The sequence below is a fragment of the Halosimplex rarum genome, from assembly GCF_047715405.1.
Classification (GTDB): domain Archaea; phylum Halobacteriota; class Halobacteria; order Halobacteriales; family Haloarculaceae; genus Halosimplex; species Halosimplex rarum.
Genome location: NZ_CP180412.1, coordinates 3,087,957 through 3,106,363 on the forward strand (window position 1 = coordinate 3,087,957; position 18,407 = coordinate 3,106,363).

The 18,407-nt window shown below is 69.6% G+C and carries 17 protein-coding genes; 7 read left to right on the plus strand and 10 right to left on the minus strand.

From position 1 onward, the window contains the following. Positions 1-3: 3 nt before the first annotated feature. Positions 4-555: an HIT family protein gene (locus tag ACMGFH_RS14805; protein WP_415379216.1), complete on the minus strand. Its 552-nt coding sequence runs from the start codon at positions 553-555 to the stop codon at positions 4-6. 130 nt (positions 556-685) lie between these two features. Here ACMGFH_RS14805 and ACMGFH_RS14810 point away from each other — a divergent pair, with 130 nt between their 5' ends. Further along, entirely contained in the window at positions 686-883 is a 198-nt protein-coding gene (locus ACMGFH_RS14810; RefSeq protein WP_415379217.1) for a hypothetical protein, read from the plus strand. On the opposite strand, the gene ACMGFH_RS14815 is transcribed toward ACMGFH_RS14810, so the two are convergent. Continuing rightward, entirely contained in the window at positions 878-1,369 is a 492-nt protein-coding gene (locus ACMGFH_RS14815; protein ID WP_415379218.1) for a GNAT family N-acetyltransferase, read from the minus strand. The two genes, ACMGFH_RS14810 and ACMGFH_RS14815, sit on opposite strands and share 6 nt — an antisense overlap. A gap of 110 nt (positions 1,370-1,479) precedes the next feature. Between ACMGFH_RS14815 and ACMGFH_RS14820 the strand changes: the two genes are divergently transcribed. After that, positions 1,480-1,722, plus strand: coding sequence for a hypothetical protein (locus tag ACMGFH_RS14820; protein WP_415379219.1), 243 nt, complete (start codon positions 1,480-1,482; stop codon positions 1,720-1,722). 145 nt (positions 1,723-1,867) lie between these two features. Here ACMGFH_RS14820 and ACMGFH_RS14825 read toward each other — a convergent pair whose 3' ends face one another. Further along, a complete protein-coding gene (locus ACMGFH_RS14825; protein ID WP_415379220.1) occupies positions 1,868-2,275 on the minus strand; it encodes a universal stress protein in 408 nt (135 codons plus the stop codon). A 169-nt stretch (positions 2,276-2,444) separates the two neighbouring features. On the opposite strand from ACMGFH_RS14825, the gene ACMGFH_RS14830 reads away from it, so the two are divergent. After that, positions 2,445-3,143: a DUF2270 domain-containing protein gene (locus ACMGFH_RS14830; protein WP_415379221.1), complete on the plus strand. Its 699-nt coding sequence runs from the start codon at positions 2,445-2,447 to the stop codon at positions 3,141-3,143. Between the two features lie 85 nt (positions 3,144-3,228). Here ACMGFH_RS14830 and map read toward each other — a convergent pair whose 3' ends face one another. The 3 genes from map to ACMGFH_RS14845 all read right to left on the minus strand — a co-directional run bounded on the left by map (position 3,229) and on the right by ACMGFH_RS14845 (position 7,411). Continuing rightward, entirely contained in the window at positions 3,229-4,125 is an 897-nt protein-coding gene (gene map, locus ACMGFH_RS14835; RefSeq protein ID WP_415379222.1) for a type II methionyl aminopeptidase, read from the minus strand. A 95-nt stretch (positions 4,126-4,220) separates the two neighbouring features. Continuing rightward, the gene (locus ACMGFH_RS14840) at positions 4,221-5,174 is read right to left on the minus strand and encodes an isoaspartyl peptidase/L-asparaginase (RefSeq protein WP_415379223.1); all 954 of its coding nucleotides are present in this window, start codon (positions 5,172-5,174) and stop codon (positions 4,221-4,223) included. A gap of 68 nt (positions 5,175-5,242) precedes the next feature. Further along, positions 5,243-7,411 (minus strand): ATP-binding protein, encoded by a 2,169-nt coding sequence (locus ACMGFH_RS14845; RefSeq protein WP_415379224.1) that lies wholly within the window; start codon positions 7,409-7,411, stop codon positions 5,243-5,245. Positions 7,412-7,615: 204 nt separating this feature from the next. Here ACMGFH_RS14845 and icd point away from each other — a divergent pair, with 204 nt between their 5' ends. After that, complete coding sequence (icd, locus tag ACMGFH_RS14850; RefSeq protein WP_415379225.1) at positions 7,616-8,893, plus strand: NADP-dependent isocitrate dehydrogenase; 1,278 nt, start codon at positions 7,616-7,618, stop codon at positions 8,891-8,893. Between the two features lie 121 nt (positions 8,894-9,014). Here the strand turns inward: icd and ACMGFH_RS14855 are convergent, their stop codons facing one another. After that, entirely contained in the window at positions 9,015-11,162 is a 2,148-nt protein-coding gene (locus ACMGFH_RS14855; RefSeq protein ID WP_415379226.1) for an NHL repeat-containing protein, read from the minus strand. Positions 11,163-11,315: 153 nt separating this feature from the next. Between ACMGFH_RS14855 and ACMGFH_RS14860 the strand changes: the two genes are divergently transcribed. The 3 genes from ACMGFH_RS14860 to ACMGFH_RS14870 all read left to right on the plus strand — a co-directional run bounded on the left by ACMGFH_RS14860 (position 11,316) and on the right by ACMGFH_RS14870 (position 14,158). Then, a complete protein-coding gene (locus ACMGFH_RS14860; RefSeq protein WP_415379227.1) occupies positions 11,316-12,533 on the plus strand; it encodes a hypothetical protein in 1,218 nt (405 codons plus the stop codon). A gap of 108 nt (positions 12,534-12,641) precedes the next feature. Further along, positions 12,642-13,292, plus strand: coding sequence for a PH domain-containing protein (locus tag ACMGFH_RS14865; protein WP_415379228.1), 651 nt, complete (start codon positions 12,642-12,644; stop codon positions 13,290-13,292). Then, the gene (locus ACMGFH_RS14870; RefSeq protein ID WP_415379229.1) at positions 13,289-14,158 is read left to right on the plus strand and encodes a PH domain-containing protein; all 870 of its coding nucleotides are present in this window, start codon (positions 13,289-13,291) and stop codon (positions 14,156-14,158) included. Before ACMGFH_RS14865 ends, ACMGFH_RS14870 begins: the two co-directional genes overlap by 4 nt. A 21-nt stretch (positions 14,159-14,179) precedes the next feature. Here ACMGFH_RS14870 and ACMGFH_RS14875 read toward each other — a convergent pair whose 3' ends face one another. The 3 genes from ACMGFH_RS14875 to ACMGFH_RS14885 form a co-directional block, all read right to left on the minus strand. Then, positions 14,180-14,434 carry a hypothetical protein gene (locus tag ACMGFH_RS14875; RefSeq protein ID WP_415379230.1) on the minus strand — a complete coding sequence of 85 codons (255 nt, stop codon included), beginning with the start codon at positions 14,432-14,434 and terminating at the stop codon, positions 14,180-14,182. Between the two features lie 285 nt (positions 14,435-14,719). Beyond that, complete coding sequence (locus tag ACMGFH_RS14880) at positions 14,720-15,658, minus strand: branched-chain amino acid transaminase (RefSeq protein ID WP_415379231.1); 939 nt, start codon at positions 15,656-15,658, stop codon at positions 14,720-14,722. A 192-nt stretch (positions 15,659-15,850) separates the two neighbouring features. Next, entirely contained in the window at positions 15,851-17,836 is a 1,986-nt protein-coding gene (locus tag ACMGFH_RS14885; RefSeq protein ID WP_415379232.1) for a response regulator, read from the minus strand. Positions 17,837-18,407 lie beyond the last annotated feature (571 nt).

Below are 18,407 nucleotides of genomic sequence, written 5' to 3' on the forward strand. Positions count from 1 at the left end.
CGTTCAGTCGGCGAACTCGACGGCGCGGTCCTCGCCGGTCACCTCTGCGCCGTCCTGTTCGGCGAAGGCCTCCCAGAGTCGGTCGTAGGAGTCGTCGACGGCCTCGACGATGACCTGGGTGTCGGCGACGACGGGCATGAAGTTGGTGTCGCCCTCCCAGCGCGGGACGACGTGGGTGTGGAGGTGGTCGTCGATGGAGCCGCCGGCGGCGCCGCCGCCGAGGTTGAGGCCCGCGTTGTACGCGTCGGGTCCCATCCCGTCGTCGAGCGCGTCGAAGGTCCGCTGTTTCAGGCGGGCGTGGTCGAGCAGGACCTCGTCGTCGAGGTCGCGGTAGTCGCCGGTGTGGTCGTGGGGGATGACCATGACGTGACCGGGACTGTAGGGGTAGTTGTTCAGGAGGACGAACGAGTGCGGCGAGCGAGCGACGACGAGGCGGTCGCGGTCCCGGTCGCGGTCGCCCTCCGCGAAGGCGCAGAAGACGCAGCCGTCGACGTCGTCGTTGCCGCCCTCGCGTTCGACCCAATCGATGCGCCACGGGGCGAAGACCTGGTCCATGCCCCCTCTGTGACGCGGACGCACTAAATCCCGGCGAGGCAGCGGGACCGCCGCGCGACGGTCGGTCGGGTGACGCGGGCGACGGTCGAGAGAGAAAAAGGTATTCGCCCGGGCGAGAGATGTCTGAGGTATGGCACCCGCCCTCCAGACGACTCCCCCTCAAGCGGCCGCGGTGGCGTTCGTCGCCGGTGTCCTCGCCGTGACGGTGTTCGGCGTCGTCGTCGCCGGCGACTCCGTCGAGCGAGCGGCACTCGGCAGCCTCGGTTACGCCGTCGGCGGCGCAATCGGCGTCTACATCGCCTACGCCGCGCCAGGTATCGACCTATAGTTCGCGCTCCATCACCTGCCCCCACACCTCCACTCCCTCCGCCTCGTAGAACGCTCGTCCGGCGTCGTTGTCGTCGTGACACGCCAGCGCCAGGTTCCGACAGTCGCGCTCGCGGGCCCACTCGTCGAGCCAGTCAAACAGCGCGCTCCCGAAGCCTTCGCCGCGCCGGGGTTCGTCGACGACGAAGTCGTGGACCCAGAGGTGGCGCTCGTGGTGGAGCACCCGCTGGATCGAGACGCCCGCGACGGCGACGAGCGTCCTGTCGTCGGCCGTAATACCGTCGTCCGCCGTGATACCGTCGTCGGCCGGGACCTCCTCGCCAGCATCGCCGCCTTCGACCTCGTACAGCCCGAACATCCGGTAGTCGTCCTCGTCGCGCCAACCGCGGACGAACGCCTCGTCGACGTCGCTCCACAGCTGTCGGACGATCGGCACCGCCTCGTTCCACCCCTCGTCGGACGTCACCTCCCGCACGCGCGTCTCCATGTGCAGGCCCTGCCGAGCGCGACGCAAAAACCGTTTCCCAGGCCCGTCACGCTCCCCCACGGCCGCGACCGCCGGAACGGCTTTGGCCGCCGCGCGCGTCTACTCGCGGCATGGGCCTCCTCGAAGCGGTACTCGTGTTCGCCGTCGGGTTCGTCTGCGGCGCCGTCACGCGGCTGTTCGCCGGACTCGCCGCGGTCGCCGCGCTGGTGCTCGCGATCCTGGGGATCGCCCTCCCGCCCTCTATCGTCGGCATCGTCGATCCGATCCTCGGCGTGTACCTCGGCAACGAACTGCTCTTCCTCTCCGGGTTCCTGTTCGCCATCGCCCACGATCCCGCCGAGTCCGAGGAGTGAGCGTCGATCGACGCACAGCACGTCGCGGCCGCCGATCGCGAGTCTCTCGACGACCCATCGGTCCGAGCGACCGAGTCCGCCGGTGAGGATCGCTCGTGACGCATCTGTAGCGAGCGGCAGGGGGAATAGAGCCGGAGAACGCGGATCAGACGGGAACGAGCAGGACGGGGACCTCTCGCGTTTCGAGGACGGCCTCGGTCATGCTCGGCAGGACGAAGCTCTCGACGGCGCCGTGTTCGACCTCGCCCATGACGACGTAGACGAACTCCCGGTCGCTCCCGACGATCGCGTCGGTCAGCCGCTTCTGCGCCGAGACGTTCGTGTTGTCGGACTCGCCCTTCCCGGACTCGATGACGACTTCGGCGGGGACCCCGAGGCCCGTCCGGTCGAGAGCGGACTCGATCTCCGCGCGGATCTCTCTGGTCTCCTCGTCGGCGACGTCTTTCGTGTGATAGACGTACAGGTCGTGGCCGGCGTCGGCGGCGCGCTTGGCCGCGTATTCGAGCACCGACTCGCGGCCGTCGCCGCCGTAAGCGACGAAGATCGTTCCCATGGCGACCGGTTGCACCGCGGGTCCCTTCAGTTCACCGACGACAGACGCGTTGACGCCACGGAGTCCCGACGACGGCCGCGGGTCCCGGCGGGCCTCGGCGGCGAGTTCCGCCGCCACACTTGGGCCTGCGCGGCGAAGACCCACGTCCGCGGCGACCGTAGCGACGTGTATGTCAGACCGCACCGATTCGGACGACACGAACGCTGAGACTGACCTACTGGGGGAGTTCGAGGAGAACGTGTCGTCGCTGCTGGGCCACTTCTACCGGGCCGAGATGGACCGTTCGACCACGTGGCGCGGCCGCCTCGACAACACGACCAACTGGGCGGTGACGATCATGGCCGCGCTGCTGACGTTCGTCTTCTCCAGCAGCGACAACCCCCACTACCTGCTGCTGATCGGGATGGTGACGGTGGCGGTCTTCCACGTCGTCGAGACGCGCCGGTACCGCACCTACGACGTGTGGCGCTCGCGCGTCCGCCTGCTCGAAGAGGACGTGTTCGCGCCCACCGTCGACCCGGACGGCGGGTTCGAACACAGCGACTGGCGCCGCGACCTCGGGGAGGACCTCCGCCGCCCGGCGCTCAAGACCTCGTTCTTCGAGGCCTATCGGCGGCGGCTCCGACGGATGTACCTCCCCTTGCTCCTCGTGTTGCTCGCGTCGTGGATCGCGCGCGTCACGGTGTTCGCCCCGGAAGGCAGCGCGGTCGAGAGCGCGGCTATCGTCAGCGTCCCCGGGACGGTCATCATCGGCGCCGTCGCGCTCTTCTACGCGGCCGCCGCCGCCGTCGCCCTCTGGCCGCAGGACCGCGAGTCGAAAGGCGAGTTCTACGAACGCGACCAAGAAGGGGCGTGGAAGGAGGACTGAGAGCGAGCGGCTCCCAGGGAACCCGCCCGACAAAAATCTGGACCAAAAAGCGGCGTCCTCGCTCCGCTCGGACGCCGTCAGTATCTTAGCGGCTCCGCGTCGTCACTTCCGCGCCGTCCTCGGTCACGATGACCGTGTGCTCCTTCTGGCTGACCAGGAAGCCGTCCTCTTCCTTGAGGACGGGGTAGCCGTGGACGATGTCCTGCCGTTCGAGGCGGCGCAGGGCCATCGACGCGCGGGAGTTATCGAGCCAGCGGGTGGCGAACGGGAGCGTCTTGAACTCCTCGGTGATCTGTTCGAGGGCCTGGCGCGCGTTGCGGTCGCGGACCGACCCCTCCCGTTCGAGCGCCCAGATCTCTTCGTCGCTGCCCTCCTGAACCTTCCCGCCGCCGTCGGTGGCGAACGGTTCGATGGCGACCACGTCGCCGGCTTCGAGTTCGACGCTCTGGGCGACCGCCCGGTTGGGGATGTTCGGCGTCGTGTGCTGTTCCCAGTGGCCCAGGCCGTGACCGGTGAGGTTGACGACCGGGTTGTAGCCGTAGCCGTCGATGACCTCCTCGATGGCAGCACCGATCTCGCCGGTCTCGACGCCCGGTTCGATCAGGTCGATGGCGGCGTCGAGCGCTTCGGCGGGCGCCTCGGCGAGTTCCGGGTTCCCGGAGAGGTCGACGGTGACGGCGGTGTCGGCGAGCCAGCCGTCGACGTGGACCCCGATGTCGAGGTTGATCATCTCCTCGCCGAAGGTCTCCTCGTCGTCGACGCTGGGAGTGGCGTGAGCGGCCTCCTCGTCGATGCTGATGTTGACGGGGAAGGCGGGCTTGCCGCCGAGTTCGCGGATGCGGTCTTCCACCCACTCGGCGAGTTCGAGGTGGCTGGCGCCGACCTCGACGCGCTCGGCCGCTTCGTCGCGCACCTGCGCGAGGATCTCGCCGGCCTCCCGGCACTTCTCGTACTGCTCGGACTCGAAGTCCACGTCGCTCATGGCAGGCGGTTTGCGCCCTGCGGTCAAAGGGTTTCTGTGTCGCGGGGCGGGAGTCGCCGACCCGGGGCCGATCGCATGGTCACCCGTTCGCGGCGTCATCCCGTTCGCGCCGTCTGCATCGCCGGGCTGTTGAACGCCTCGCCGACAGTCCCGTCGGCACCGACGACGATGATCCCGGCGTCCCCGTCCGCGGCGTCGTCGAACTCTTCGATCGCGATGCGCGCGGCGGTCTCGGCGTCGGCGCCCCGTTCGAGCAGGGCCACGGCCCGCCGGGCCAGGCCCTCCCGGGCGATGTCCTCACCGGCGCCCGTCGCGCTCGCGCCGCCGGCCGCGGAGGCGTAGAAGCCGGCGCCGACCTGGGGCACGTCCCCGACGCGGCCCGACAGCGCGCACCAGCGTCCGCCCGTGGAGGTGGCTGCGGCGATCTCGTCGCCGTCGCGGGCGACCGCGCCGACGGTGTCGTGGTCGTGTGGATCTGCGCGCGCCGAGGCGGCCGACTCCGCGTCGCTCGTCGGGTCGTCAGCCGCTGCGCTCCCATCGTCTGCCTCGCCGGTCGCCCCGGACTCCTCGCCGCCGAAGCGGTCGCGGACCCACTGGAGGTGGGCCTGGGGGTCGTCGACGGGCGGGTCGGCGTCGGCCCAGCGCTCCCGGGTGCGGTCGGCCCAGAGGTCGATCCCCGTCTCGACGTCGACCGCGTCGGCGAACGAGACCGCTCGCTCGCCGGCGAGCATGACGTGGGGCGTCTCCTCCATGACGGCGCGGGCGACCTCGACGGCGTGGCAGACGCCGGGCATCGCGCCCGCGGCGCCGACCCCGCCGTCGGCGGTCATCAGGCCGGCGTCGGTTCGAATGATGCCGTCGCTCTGGACGGCACCGCCGACGCCGGCGTTGAACGCCGGGTCGACTTCGAGGACGCGGACCGCCGCGCAGACGGCCGCGACCGGGTCTGCGGCCTCGGCCCCGCAGGCGGCGGCCTCGTCGAGCACTGCCTGGCGGTCGGCGGGCTCGTCGGGGGGCGATCCCGCGCCGCCGTGGGCGATGATCTGCATACCCGTCTCTGTCCGCGCCGACGGCATAAGTTCGGTGCCCCGGCGGCGACGGACGGCGCTCCCGTCCGTCACTCCTCGACGAGTTCGGCCGCGGTGACGTCCTCGAACACCGCCTCGCAGTAGGCGCCGATCATGATGCTACAGGCGGCCAGGCCGACGCAGACGGACTCGCCGAGCGCGACCGACCGCTGGTCGACGGCGTACCAGTCCTCGCCGTCCGTCGAGAGGAACGCGGTGACGCGGTCACCCGTCCGCTCCAGCGCGAACCACTCGAAGCTTCGCTCGCCGCTCTCCAGCAGCTGCCGGCGGGTGGGATCGCCAGCCTCGCCGCGCCAGAGCACTTCCGTGCGGCCGTTGCCGGCGACGCCCACGTAGCCGAACGTCGCGTGTTCCGTCGCGGTATCGCGGATCATGACGCCGGCCTTGCTCCAGTCTGCCGGCGAGTCGAACGCGTCGAGGCGCGCCTCGATGCGGCAGGGGCCGCGGATCGCCGCCCACCGGAAGTGGAACTCGTTGGTCTGGCCGATCAGGTTGTCGCCCGCCGCGCGGAGCGTCCACCGACCGGTCGCCGCGTCGTGCGAGGACTCGCCGGTGTTGAGCGCGTCGCCGACGTCCGTTCCGGTCGTGAGCGGCCGGGGCGGCCCCGTCTCCCCAACTGACACCGGGTCCGCGACCAGGAGCACGTTCCCGAACTCGAAGCGCACGCCGCCCGAATCGCCGGGCTCGGCCGTTCCGGAGTCGTCGCCGGTGGCCCGCTCGCCCGTTTCGGGCGCGGCGTCTCCGTCGGCGGCTCGCTCGTCCCCGCGCTCGCGGATGCGGAAGTCCCAGCCGTGCGTTTCCGCGATCTCGGAGACGATCGCCAGCCCGGTCCCGGCTCCCGTGGGCGTGAAGGTGTAGCCGTCTTCGAGCACCGCTTCGCGCTCCGCCTCGGGGATCCCGGGGCCGTCGTCCTCCACGTAGAAGCCGTCGCCGGTGAACCCGACGCGGACGGTCACGTCCGGGCCGGCGTGCTCGACCGAGTTCTCGAAGAGGCTCTCGAACAGGGGTTTGAGCTGCAATCGGTTCGTGTACAGCCGCGTCGCCGGCGGCATCTCGATCTCGAGCGTCGCCCGCGCGGTCGCGACCTCGTCCCAGGCGACCTGGAGGAACGAGTGGAACTCGACGCCGCCGACGGGGGCCGGCGCGGTCCCGCCGGAGGCGGCGAGTTCGCTCATGTTCTCGACCTGTTCCTCCATTCGTTCGAGCGCGTCCGCGACCGTCTCGGCCGCCCCCTCCCGGCCCTCGCGGGCGAACTCGTGGTAGGCCATCGCGACGTGGAGCGGGTTGCGCAGGTCACGGGCGACGAACGAGGCGAAGTCGTCGAGCCGGCGGTTCTGCGCGCGCAGGTCGCGGATCGTGCGCTTCTCGTCGGAGACGTCCTGGGTGATCCCGATCAGCCCGCGGACCTCGTCGCCGTCGCGCCAGGGGACCTTCGTCGTCTTGAGCCAGCGGGCGGCCTCCGGCGGCCCGTGGCGCTCCTCGCGCTCGCGGATCGACTCGCCCTCGTCGATGACCAGCCGGTCGTCGCCCAGCGCCTCGACCTTCGACTCGTCGTCCCACGAGTACAGCTCCCAGTCCGTCTTGCCGATGGAGTCGGTCGGGTCGGGCGCGCCGTGGACGTCGGCCATCTTCAGGTGGCGAGCCTTGTCGTCTTTGACGTACAGCGGGACCTCCAGGTCAGCGAGCATCGCGTCGAGCATGTCGCTCTGGACCGCGGCGCGGTGGCGCCGGTCGTGGACGGTCAGCGCCTCGCCGACGGTGTCGAGCAGGTCTCCGTGGTCGGGGACCGCCACTGCGTCGGCGGGCTGGGGGAGGTATGCGAACGCGCCCGCCCGCGTTGCCGCGCTCGCGAGCGCCTCGTCGCCGTCGGCCGCGTAGACGACCACCGGCAGGTCCGGGTGCTCGTTCACGATCGACGCGACGCAGTCGGGGACCGACTCGTCCGCGAGCGCGTCGTCCACGACGACGCACCCGACGCCATCGGCCGACGCGAGACACTCCAGCGCTTCCGCGCAGGACTGGCGGGTAATCGCCTCGACGTCCGGATCGTGGTCGGTCGCGTCGGCCGCGCGGACCTCCGCGCTGGTGACCGGCGAGGGAAACGGCCGCCGCTCGACGGCGGTCGCGACCGATTCGCCCAGCGCGGGCGCGCCGGCGGCGATCAGCACTGCCGATGGTCCCCCCAGGAACTTCCCCATCACGAAACCCTGATCGGCACCGATGTTCTCCAGTCTCGTTGATAAGTGTTCCCCCGTCTGCGGGGATCGTCGACACACCGCTCGGGCATCGTCGAAATCCGTTCGGTGATTCCGAACAGATTCGGGTCTCAGGGCCGACCGGACACCGGATAATCGTTCACGGAAAACGGCAGTCCTTTAGGCCCGAACGCAGAAGGGCGGCGTATGGGATATCAGTACGACAAGGTCGAGGTTCCGGCTGACGGAACGGCGATCGAGGTTATCGACGAGGAGTCCGACGAGCTGGACGTGCCCGAGAATCCGATCATCCCGATCATCCACGGGGACGGTATCGGGAAGGACGTCGGCCCGGCCGCCCAGAAGGTGCTGGAGGCCGCCGCGAACGCCACGGGCCGCGACATCTCGTGGATGCGCGTCTACGCCGGCGAGTCCGGCCGCGAGAAGTACGACGAGAACCTGCCCGACGACACGGTCAACGCCATCGACGAGCACCGCGTCGCCATCAAGGGCCCGCTGACGACGCCCGTCGGCGCCGGGTTCCGCTCGCTGAACGTCGCTCTGCGCCAGACGCTCGACTTCTACTCGAACGTCCGCCCGACCTACTACCTCGACGGCGTCCCGTCGCCGATGAAGGCGCCCGAGGAGATGGACATGGTCACCTTCCGCGAGAACACGGAGGACGTCTACGCCGGCATCGAGTGGGAGGAAGGCACCGAGGAAGTCGAGCAGGTCCGCGAGTTCGTCGAGGAGGAGATGGGCTTCGACGACGTCATGCACGACGGCCCGATCGGCATCGGCATCAAGCCGATCACCGAGTTCGGCTCCAAGCGCCTGGTTCGCAAGGCAATCGACTACGCCCTCGAACACGACCGCGACAAGGTCACGCTGGTCGGCAAGGGGAACATCATGAAGTTCACCGAGGGACAGTTCACCGAGTGGGGCATGGAGGTCGCCGACGAGGAGTACCCCGACGAAGAGGTCTTCGCCGCCCCCGACTCCCTGTGGGAGACCCAGGACGAGATCGACATCCCGGACGAGGCCGTCATGGTCGAGTCGCGACTCGCCGATGCGATGCTCCAGTGGATGCAGCTGCGCACCGACGAGTTCTCCGTGCTCGCCATGCCGAACCTCAACGGCGACTACCTCTCGGACGCCGCCGGCGCCCAGATCGGCGGCCTCGGCATCGCGCCGGGCGCCAACTTCGGTGACGCCCGCGTGCTCGCCGAGCCGGTCCACGGTTCCGCGCCCAAACGCGCCGGCCAGAACATGGCCAACCCGACCGCGCTGATCCTCTCCGGTCGTCTCATGTTCGACTACATGGGCTGGAAGGACACCGCCGATCTCGTCCGCGACGCCGTCGAGGAGACCATCTCCTCGGGCAAGGTCACCTACGACCTCGAACGACAGCTCGACGACGCCGAGAAGCTCGGCACCGACGAATACGCCGAGACCATCGTCGAGAACATCGAAAAACTCTCGTAGAAGTTTTTCGTGCTCTGGCGGCTACGCCGCCAGAACATCGAGCAGTTGTCCGAACGAATTCGAAAACACACGCTTCCGGTTTTTCGCGCTTTCGCCGCGACCGACAGTCAATCACGACAGCTCAGGCACCGTCCGACCACGTGTAGTGCTGGGCCACGTGCAGCGTCGAATCGGGCACGACCACGTCGGCGCCGGTCGCGTCCGAGACGTCGCCCACCGACAGCAGGTAGGGCAGCCAGAGGCTCCCCGAGGTGGGGTCGCCGCCGAAGGCACGCAGCGAGGCGACGTGGCGTAGTCCGCCGTCGGCGTCGCCGTCCTCCGCGAAGACGCAAACGGCACGAGTGACCAGGTCGAGTACGAATACGTGGCCGTCGTGGGTATCGACGGAGATGGGAAGCAGGAACTCGTGGCCCGACCCGTACCCGGGATCCCCGACCGCGTGCCACTCGTCGCCGTCGTAGCGCTGGATCCGGTGGTTGTTCTCGTCGGCGACGTACACGCCCCGCCGGCCGACCGCGACGTCCGAGGGGTTCCAGAAGCCGCCCTCGAAGTACCCGAAGCAGCCGCGGTCGCCGAGCGGCGTGGCCGCGTCGCACACCCAGTCGTACTCCCAGACGCCGATCCGGCCGTTGCCCGAGTCCGCCGCGTAGACGCGCGCTCGCTGGTCGCCGACCGGGTCGACCGCCACGCCCCGTGGAAGCTTGGCCTCGCCCTCTCCGAGTCCCCAAGAGCCGAACGAGTGGACCAGCGAGAGGTCGACCGACGCGCCGGAGTCGCTGGCGTCCTCGTCGACCGCGTAGACGTGGATCTGCCCGCTCTCGTCGTCCTCGCGGTAGTGCGCGGTGTAGTCCGTCACGAACAGCCGGCCGCCGCCCCCGACCGACGGCCAGAACGCGAGTCCGAACGGGAACCGCGTCGCCGGGAGGGGGACCGACGTGAGCGCATCCGCGTCGCCGTCGCCAGGGGCGGACCCGTCGCTCGGGCCCCTGCTATCGAGCGGGAACCGCTGGAGGCGACCGTTGGCGCCGTCTGCGACGAGCGCGGACCCCGCGAGGGGGCCGCCGTCGGCACCGACGAGCGTCGAGCCCGTCGGGACCGAGAACTGGCCGGGGTCGTCGCGCGCGCCGCCGACCATCCCGAAGCGACGGCCCGTCTCGCGGTGGGTGTCGAGGGCGTAGGCGCCGACCCGCTGGGAGAGCGCTTCCGAGACGAGCACGGCCAGCGTCGGGTCGTCGGCGTCGCTGTCCTCGACCGAGACGCCGTCGAACGCCCGGATGCCGACGGGGCCGCGGAATCGGCGCTGTGCGCCGGCGTCGCCGTCGTCGGCGTCGAGTCCACGGTCCCGGGGGAGGCCGACCCCGTCTTCGAGGCCGGCGTGGGCCCGCAGGTCGTCGTCGCTCTCGGGGACGACGCCGTCGGGGATCCCGACGCTGGTGTAGACGTGGACGCGACCGGTCGCCGCGTCGGGGACGAATATCTGGGCGTCGCGGCCCGAGCCGACGACGGCGACGTCCCGCGGCATCGGCAGGTCGTCCAGCACCGCGCCACCGCACCCCTCGAAGGGGACGGGTTCGCCCCGCCGGTCGCAGCGGACCACCGACGCGAGCTTCGGGGGCCCGGTCGGGCCGTCGTGGAGGACGCCGTAGCCCGTGTTGGCGACGTAGAGTCGCCCCTCGTCGTCGACATCGAGGCCCTGCGGCCAGTACAGCGGCGTCGGGTTCTCCTCGCCGACCGCGCGGATCGAGCGCAGTTCGGTCCCGTCACCGTCGAAGACGACGAGTCGGCCGCGCAGGTCGTCGCCCTCGCGGTAGAACTCGTCGGCGGCGACGACCCGGACGCCGTCCCAGTACTCGTGGGCGACGACGCCGTTCGGGTGGAACTCGCCGGTGGCCGCGAAGACGTCGACGCCGGTGACCTGCGGCACGTCGCCGTCGTACTCGTAGTCGAGCCGCTGGACGCGCCCGTTTCCCGTGTCGGCGACGTAGACGGCCGCCGCGGTCGGGTGGTGCGCGAGCCGTAGCGGCAGGTCGAACGAGCCCGGATCGCCGCCCGCCGTGCCGACCTGACCGAGCAACCGCTCCAGCGTGTCGTCGACGACGAGCAGGCGGTTGTGGCCGGCGTCGGCGATCCAGACGTTGCCGCGGCGGTCCTGCGCGAGGCCGACCGGCGACGCCAGTTGCAGGTCGCACTCGGCCAGCGGCGTCGGCGGCCGCGGCGAGCAGACCGGCGACCGCGATCCGTACGACCTCCGGAACGTGAACCCACCCATACAGGCCAATTGACACCAATCCACATGTCGTTTACTGTTCGGGCGACGTGGCGGCTCACGGCCCGATCGGCCGCGCCGGTGCGCTCTCTCGATCGGTCGGTGTCCCGCGGGGAACCGAAATCGACTATACGGACCGGCGCGGCCGGTCGGTGTATGCGACGTGACTGGGGGATGACACTGGTCGTGGCGGCGGTCGTGGTCCTGTCGGGCTGTGCGGCGATCGGCGGCGGGACCGGGACGCCCGATGCGACGGCGACGGAGCGGACAGAAGGGACAGCGAGCACGACGCCGGCCGACGACTCGGCGGCGACCGAGGGACAGGCCGACGGCGACGGAACGCCGGACGCGACAGAGACGGGCGGACCGACCACGACTGGACCGGCGGCCACGGCTGAACCGACGACACCGGAACCGACGCCTACGGAGACGCCGATGCCGACGCTCACGCCCGAGGCGCTCGCGACGCCGAGCGACGGGGAGTCGCTCCCACCTGGGGTCGGGGCGAACGGCCGCGTCAACGAGACCGCCCTGCTGGTCGCCCACCTCGAAGCGATCAACTCGTCCGGCTGGCGACTCGACCACCGCAACGGCAACGACACGCGAGTGACCTACCGCGTCGGCGGGACGAGTTACGAGCGGACGGCGGAGGGCGTCACCTGGTACCGCGACGGCACCACGGTGACCAACCGGACGTTCTTCGGATCGTCCTACGAGATGACGGCGACGCACAACACGACGACCGGGCTCAGCGACCCAGCGGGGACCGTCGTCTTCGCGCTCGCCGTCCGGCTGTCGACTGGCAACTACGAGTGGACCGGCACGACCGACGTCGACGGACGGACGTTGCACGAGCTCCGGATGACCGGGACCAGCGGCGGCGGGTCGACGCTCGACCACTACACCGGCCGAATGCTCGTCGACGACAGCGGGCGCATCCACCGCCTGCACGGCGAAGTCGGCGAGAACGAGTCGGTGGCCGACGCCTACGAGTACGACTACGAGTGGGGTGTCGAGACGGTCCCGCGGCCGCCGTGGTTCGACGGCGTCCCCCGCGGCGTCGTCGAGAAGACCCCCGGCGGCACCGCGCTCAACGTGACGATGACCGGCGGGCCGGCCGTCCCCGCCGGTGCCGAGTTCGAGTTCAGCCACAACGGCACTGCAGAGACCGTCACGCTGGACGACCCGCTCGAACCGGGCGAGTCGCTGTACGTCGGCCTCCGCGAGGAGGGCGGCGAGCGGTCCGTGACCGTCTCGCGCGAGCCGCTCGACGGCGAGGGACTCCGCGGCAAACAGACCGACCTCTCCGGGACAGTGACCGTCGGCGGGACCGAGATTGACCTCTCGTTCACGGCCGGCCAGTGGGACATCTGACGGCGGCATTCGTCCGGCCGCGGCGACAGCGACTGCGGTAGCGGGGGCTCCGGATCCGTGGGCGCTGGTCCCGTGGTTTTATCTCCCCGACAGTGCGACCCACGCGATATGACAGCCGAACTGGAGTGGCTCTCGCTCGACCCGGGCGAGGAAGTCGTCTGGAGCGGCCGGCCCCGGGTGTGGCGCATCGCGGGCACGGTCGCCGGCGGCGCGGTCCTGACGCTGCTGGCGTTCGGCGGCGCAGTCGCCGTCAGCCTCGGGGCCGTCCCCGGTCTCGACGGGCTCGCGGGGAGTTCGAACGCGGTCGTGTGGGGGATCGCGGTGCTGATCGCCCTCTCGCAGATCGGATCGGTGGCGTTCGCGTATCTCAGAGTCCAGCACACCGACTACGTGCTGACCGACCGCCGGATCTACCGGAAGACGGGCATCTTCTCGGAGACCGTCACCGGCGTCGGCGTCGACCGCGTCCAGAACACGACGCTGCGAAAGGACGTGGCCGGCAACCTCTTCGACTACGGGACGGTGTCGATCAGCACCGCCGGCAGCGGCGGCACCGACCTCGCGATCACCGACCTCGACGACCCCGAGACGTTCCGCGACCGACTGCAGGAGCAGGTCCGCGCCGCCGACGAGGCCCGCGAGGACGACCGCGCGTCCGCCGCGGAGGCGGGCGCACTCGACGCCGAGGCGATGGACGCGCTCCTGACCGAGGCCCGGCGGCTCCGCGCCGTCGCCGAGCGGATGGAGGAGCACGCATGAGCGGTCGAGACGGGCCGCAGACCAGTCACGGGTCCCCCGACGACAGCGACGGAGGAGTGGCCGACGCGTCGGTCGTCGACCGGGCCGCGGCGGCGGCCGAGTCGGAGGTCTCGCAGTGGCTCTCGCTGGAGCCCGGCGAGGAGGTCGTCTGGGTCGGCGAACCGACGAAGCTGCGGATGGTCGGGACCGTCGCGACGGGGGTCGTCCTGCTTCCCGTGCTGATCGGGTTCGTCATCCTGCTCGCCGCGTCGGCGTCGTACCTGTCGATCACGCACACCGACTATGTGGTCACCAACCGCTCGCTGTACGTCAAACGGGGCATCCTGAGCACGAACATCGAGAGCGTCGACCTCGACCGCATCCAGAACACGGAGTTCACGCAATCGTTCTGGGGGAAACAGCTGGGCTTCGGCACCATCGAGATCAGCACCGCCGGCAGCTCCGGCGCGGACATCTCCTTCGACGACGTGGAAGACGCCCGCGAGGTGCGCGAGCGGATCTCCAGAGTCCAGCGGGAGTTCGGCGGCGGCCGCGGCGCCCGCGACGGTACCGGCGGCGACGGCGCCCCGGCCGACGGCCGTGCCGCCAGCGCCGACCAGCTGGACGAACTCGTCGCCGAACTCCGGGCGACGCGGGAAGCGCTGGAACGGGTCGAAGCGCGGATGGCCGGAGACGATCCGACCGGTGGGGCGGAACTCGCGGACGAGACGGAGCCCGCCTCCGACCCGTTCGGCGCGGCGAGTGACGGCCGCGAGGTGGACGAGCGGGACGGTCGCGGGGCGGACCGGGACGGGCGTGGAGCGGACTGGGACGACCGCGGGGCTGATCGGGGCGGCCGTGGGACTGACCGAGACGGGAGCGACTGATCGGCGGAGAACAGCGCGGCGTTACTCGCGGGAGAGCGTCGACGAGACCTGCTCGACGTCCTCGCCGCAGGTCGAACAGGTGGACTTCTCCCGGGCGACGTAGACGGTGTCGCAGGTGGAACACTCGTAGAGGTTCGTCTCCGGGACGTCCCTCGATTCGGTGCGGTCTACGGTGCCCGGTCCGTCGGGTCGGGTCGCGTCGTCGGAGTCGTCGCCACCTGCCGCTCGCTCCCGGGCGTCGCTCAGCACGGAACGCAGTCGGGCAGTCAGTGCCATCGTGGCGTCACCCCCGGCGCCAGGTCGTCTTCGCCGATCCGTACGCGCCGGCCGTGACTACTGGGCTGACTCGTCGGTTGCATCTACCGGACATCGGGTGAGAAGACCCCTGACCGTTACCCCTAACTGTTTAACCTATCCCCCCGGGAGCCCGCCGATATCACGGTCGAGCGCTCGTTCGAACAGGCGCTATCGCGACCGGTACGTGCGAGAGAGGTTGCAGTTGCAAGAGCTCGAACGAACGACGCGACCCGCCGACGTCCGCGAAATCCACCGTGAGAACGTTCAGACGTAGGTGAACCAGTCGTCGTAGCCGTCGAGGCGGCCCTCGACGAGGTCGAAGAAGTGGGACTGGATCTCGTCGGTGACCGGGCCCTTGGTTCCCTCGCCGACGACGTTGTCGTCGACGCTGCGGATGGGCGTGACCTCCGCGGCGGTGCCGGTGAAGAACAGTTCGTCGGCGGTGTAGAGTTCGCCGCGGGAGATAGTGGCGCCGTCGTGGACGGTGTACCCGAGGTCCTCCGCGAGGTCGATCGCGGTCTGGCGGGTGATCCCGTCGAGGATGGACTCGGCGAGCCCGGGCGTGTAGATCTCGCCGTCCCGAACGAGGAAGATGTTCTCGCCGGGCCCCTCGGCGACGTTGCCCTCCTTGTTGAGGACGATGGCCTCCGTGTAGCCGTTGCCCTTCGCCTCCTCGGTGGCGAGCAGGGAGTTGACGTAGAGGCCGGTCGTCTTGGCGTTGGTCGGGATCTGGCTGGAGGCGTGCTTGCGCCACGAGGAGACCATCACGTCGACGCCGTTCTCCAGGGCGTCCTCGCCGAGGTAGGCGCCCCACGGCCAGGCGCCGATGGCCACCTTCGTCGGGCAGTCGCCGGGGCTCACGCCCAGGGAGTTGTAGCCGTAGAAGGCGATGGGGCGGATGTAGCAGGACTGCAGGTCCTCGCGGCGGATGAGTTCGACGGTGGCCTCGGTGAGTTCCTCGGGTTCGAAGGGAATCTCCAGGTCGTAGGGCTTGCCGGACTGGTAGAACCGCTCCAGGTGTTCCTCCCAGCGGAAGATTGCGGGGCCGTTGGCCGTGTCGTAGCAGCGGACGCCCTCGAAGACCCCCGACCCGTAGTGCAGGCCGTGGGTGAGGACGTGGATCTGTGCGTCGTCGAAGTCGACGAACTCGCCGTCCATCCAGAGTTCGTCGACCCCCTGGAACATCTCTGGGCGCTCGGTCATGGGTCGTACCTCCCGGTGATGGGCGCCCCCGATTTATACGTTGCCAGTCCGCCGGCGGCAGCGTCGCTCGGTCCGTCCATGTCGGAGTGTTGCGACCCTGCTGTAAAGAGTGTTGACGGTCTGTGCGGATCCGTGACAACCCACGCGGCGAGTGCAGCCGGTCCGCCCCGGCGGAGTGGTCCGCCCGGCCGGTCACAGCCCACCGGACAGCTCCAGCGCCTGGATCTGGTCGAACGTGCTCCGGCAGCGCTCCCCGGGGAAGCGGCTGCAGACGACCAGGCCGACGCTGATCGGGCCGTCGAAGGAGATCCGCTGGCGGCCGATGGGGCGCCACTCCGAGCCGTCCTCCGAGTCGTAGGCCATCACGATATCGCCGGACCGGTCGATGCGGTACCAGCAGGGCGGGCTCGCTCTGGCCCTGGCGACGTGGCCCCAGGCCTTCTCGCCGGCGGCCGTCCGACGGATCACTTCGGTCCCGACGGCCTCGGTCAGGCCGACGTAGTAGAAGGGCGCGTCCGGTCCGAGGCCGCCGCGGACCATCAGTCCTAGCTTGCCGAAGCGGTGGTCCGAGTCGTAGCCGACGAGGCGACCGGAGACGGAGATGTCGTCGTCGGTCTCGCCGTGGACGAAGTAGAACTCGTCTTCGTCGCCCCAGACGTCCCTGCCGCCGCCGTCGATCACCCAGGTCTCCGACGCCTCGTCGTAGGCGGCGCTGCCCGGCGGCGACGCGTTGCCCACGTCGGTCCGGTCGGTCAGCGCGACCGCCTCGGTGTCGGTGGGGTCGGGCCGCTCGAAGGGCGTCATGATGTGGCAGTCGTCGAAGCCGAAGCGGGTCTCGCCGGCGGGTCCGTCGGTGACGGTCACCGTCCAGCCGTGGGCGTCGGCGACGCGGTTGACGACGGCGAGATCGGGTCCGGCGTCCGCCGGGGCGGTATCGGCGCCGGCGCCGCCGACCCGTTCGTCGCGCTGCGCCGAGGGGAGGCCCGATCCCCGGCCTTCGACGTAGAACCCGTTCTCCGTGTGGCCGACCGTGATCTCCGCTCTGGCGTCGGCGCTCTCGGCGCAGTAGGCGAACAGCACTTCGAGCAGCTCGCGGAGCTGGTCGCCGTCGCCGGTGAGGATCGTCCCCTCGGGGACCTCGTTCGCGAGCGCGACGTCGCCGGTCTCGACCGCACCGAATGCGGTCCGTGCGACACGGCGCAGGCGATTCATGCTGATCGACGGCATCCCCGTGGAGGGGTCGCTCCCCGTGGTCTCCGCGTCGATCTGTTCGTCCATCTCCCGGAGCGCGCGTTCGATCTCGTCGAGGACCGCTTCGGTGTCGCTGTCGGGCTGGCGGGCGACTTTGAGGTAGCCGAGCGCGACGGTCAGCGGGTACTGTTTGCGGGCGTGGTCCGCGAGGCGGTCAGTGAGGTCCTGGATTCGCTCCTGGTAGTGGGTGATGTCGCGCGTGATGCCGACGAGGCCGCGGAGGTCCCCATCGTCGTCCACCCAGGGGACCTTCGACGTGTGCGACCAGTGGTCGTGGTCCTCGCTGTACTCGTGGCGCTCGACGAGCCCGATCAGCGGTTCGCGCTCCTCGACGACCTGCAGGTCTTCGCGATAGCTCTCCTCGACACCGTACAGGTCCCGGTCGGTCTTGCCGATCGGGTCCTCCGGGACCGAGGCGACGAGCCAGTCCGATGCTCGGACGTGGCGACCGTCCGCGTCCTTCGCGTAGATAGAGTACGGGAGGTGCGTCATCGCCGATTCCAGGATTGACGCGTCGGCGAGCACCCGTTGCTGACGCCGATAGCGACCCGTCGCGTCCGTCACCCGCTCGAAGAGGCGGTCGACGCCGTCGTCGAGCGGTCGTGGCAGGTAACTCGCCGCACCGTACGCAGTCACCTCGGCGGCGAGTCGGTCGTCGCGCTCTCTCGGATACAGCACGAACGGGAGGTGTTCATCGCGTTCGCGGATCGCCTCCAGCAGTTCGATCCCGGTCCCGTCAGCCAGGCTGGCTGCACTCACCACGCAATCGCACGGGCGCCCCTCCTCGATGCCGTCGAGCACCGCGTCGCCGTCGGGGACCGCCTCGACCGAGATGTCGCCGATCGCTTCCAGCGCGGCCACGACGCGGGAGCGCCCCCCCGGATCGCCGTCGGCGTAGACGACCTCGATCGGTCCCGTCTGCTCCATGACCCGTCGCAAGATATCCAACAGCAAAAGTCCGGCGGCAACGCACCGAGCGAAACGACGGTCGCGGCCGGAAGCGATATCCCCCGTCAAATAAAAGTATCGTCATAGAAATTATTTTTATATATTCGAGATCGCTATGACGATACGTCGTTCGAGACCAGTTTCAGTAATACCCCAGAATTCGGCCTTTCGAAGAGCTAACTATCGTAAATTCGAATCTCTATCGACCGCACAGAGGAGGGATGGGTCGCGATCGGACGTGCTGAAGTGCATTCGAAAATGTCGTACTAAATACTCAGTAGAGGTGCCCAGATGCCGAAATTTTCACCCCACCGTTCGGCCAGAGAGTCGAGCAGTCATAGACTCCCTATATCATAAAGTAGCCGTTGATAACCCATACCCGACAGTATCCCATCATGAAATGGAACGAGGTCGGTCACGTTCGACCGAACGCCCGTCGGTCGAGGTCACGAGAGAACAAATTACAGGTATATAGCCGTAATTAATTCGGCAGCCATAGGATCGGAACCGCGATCGCTGTCGAACTGTCACACCGGACCGATATCGGTTG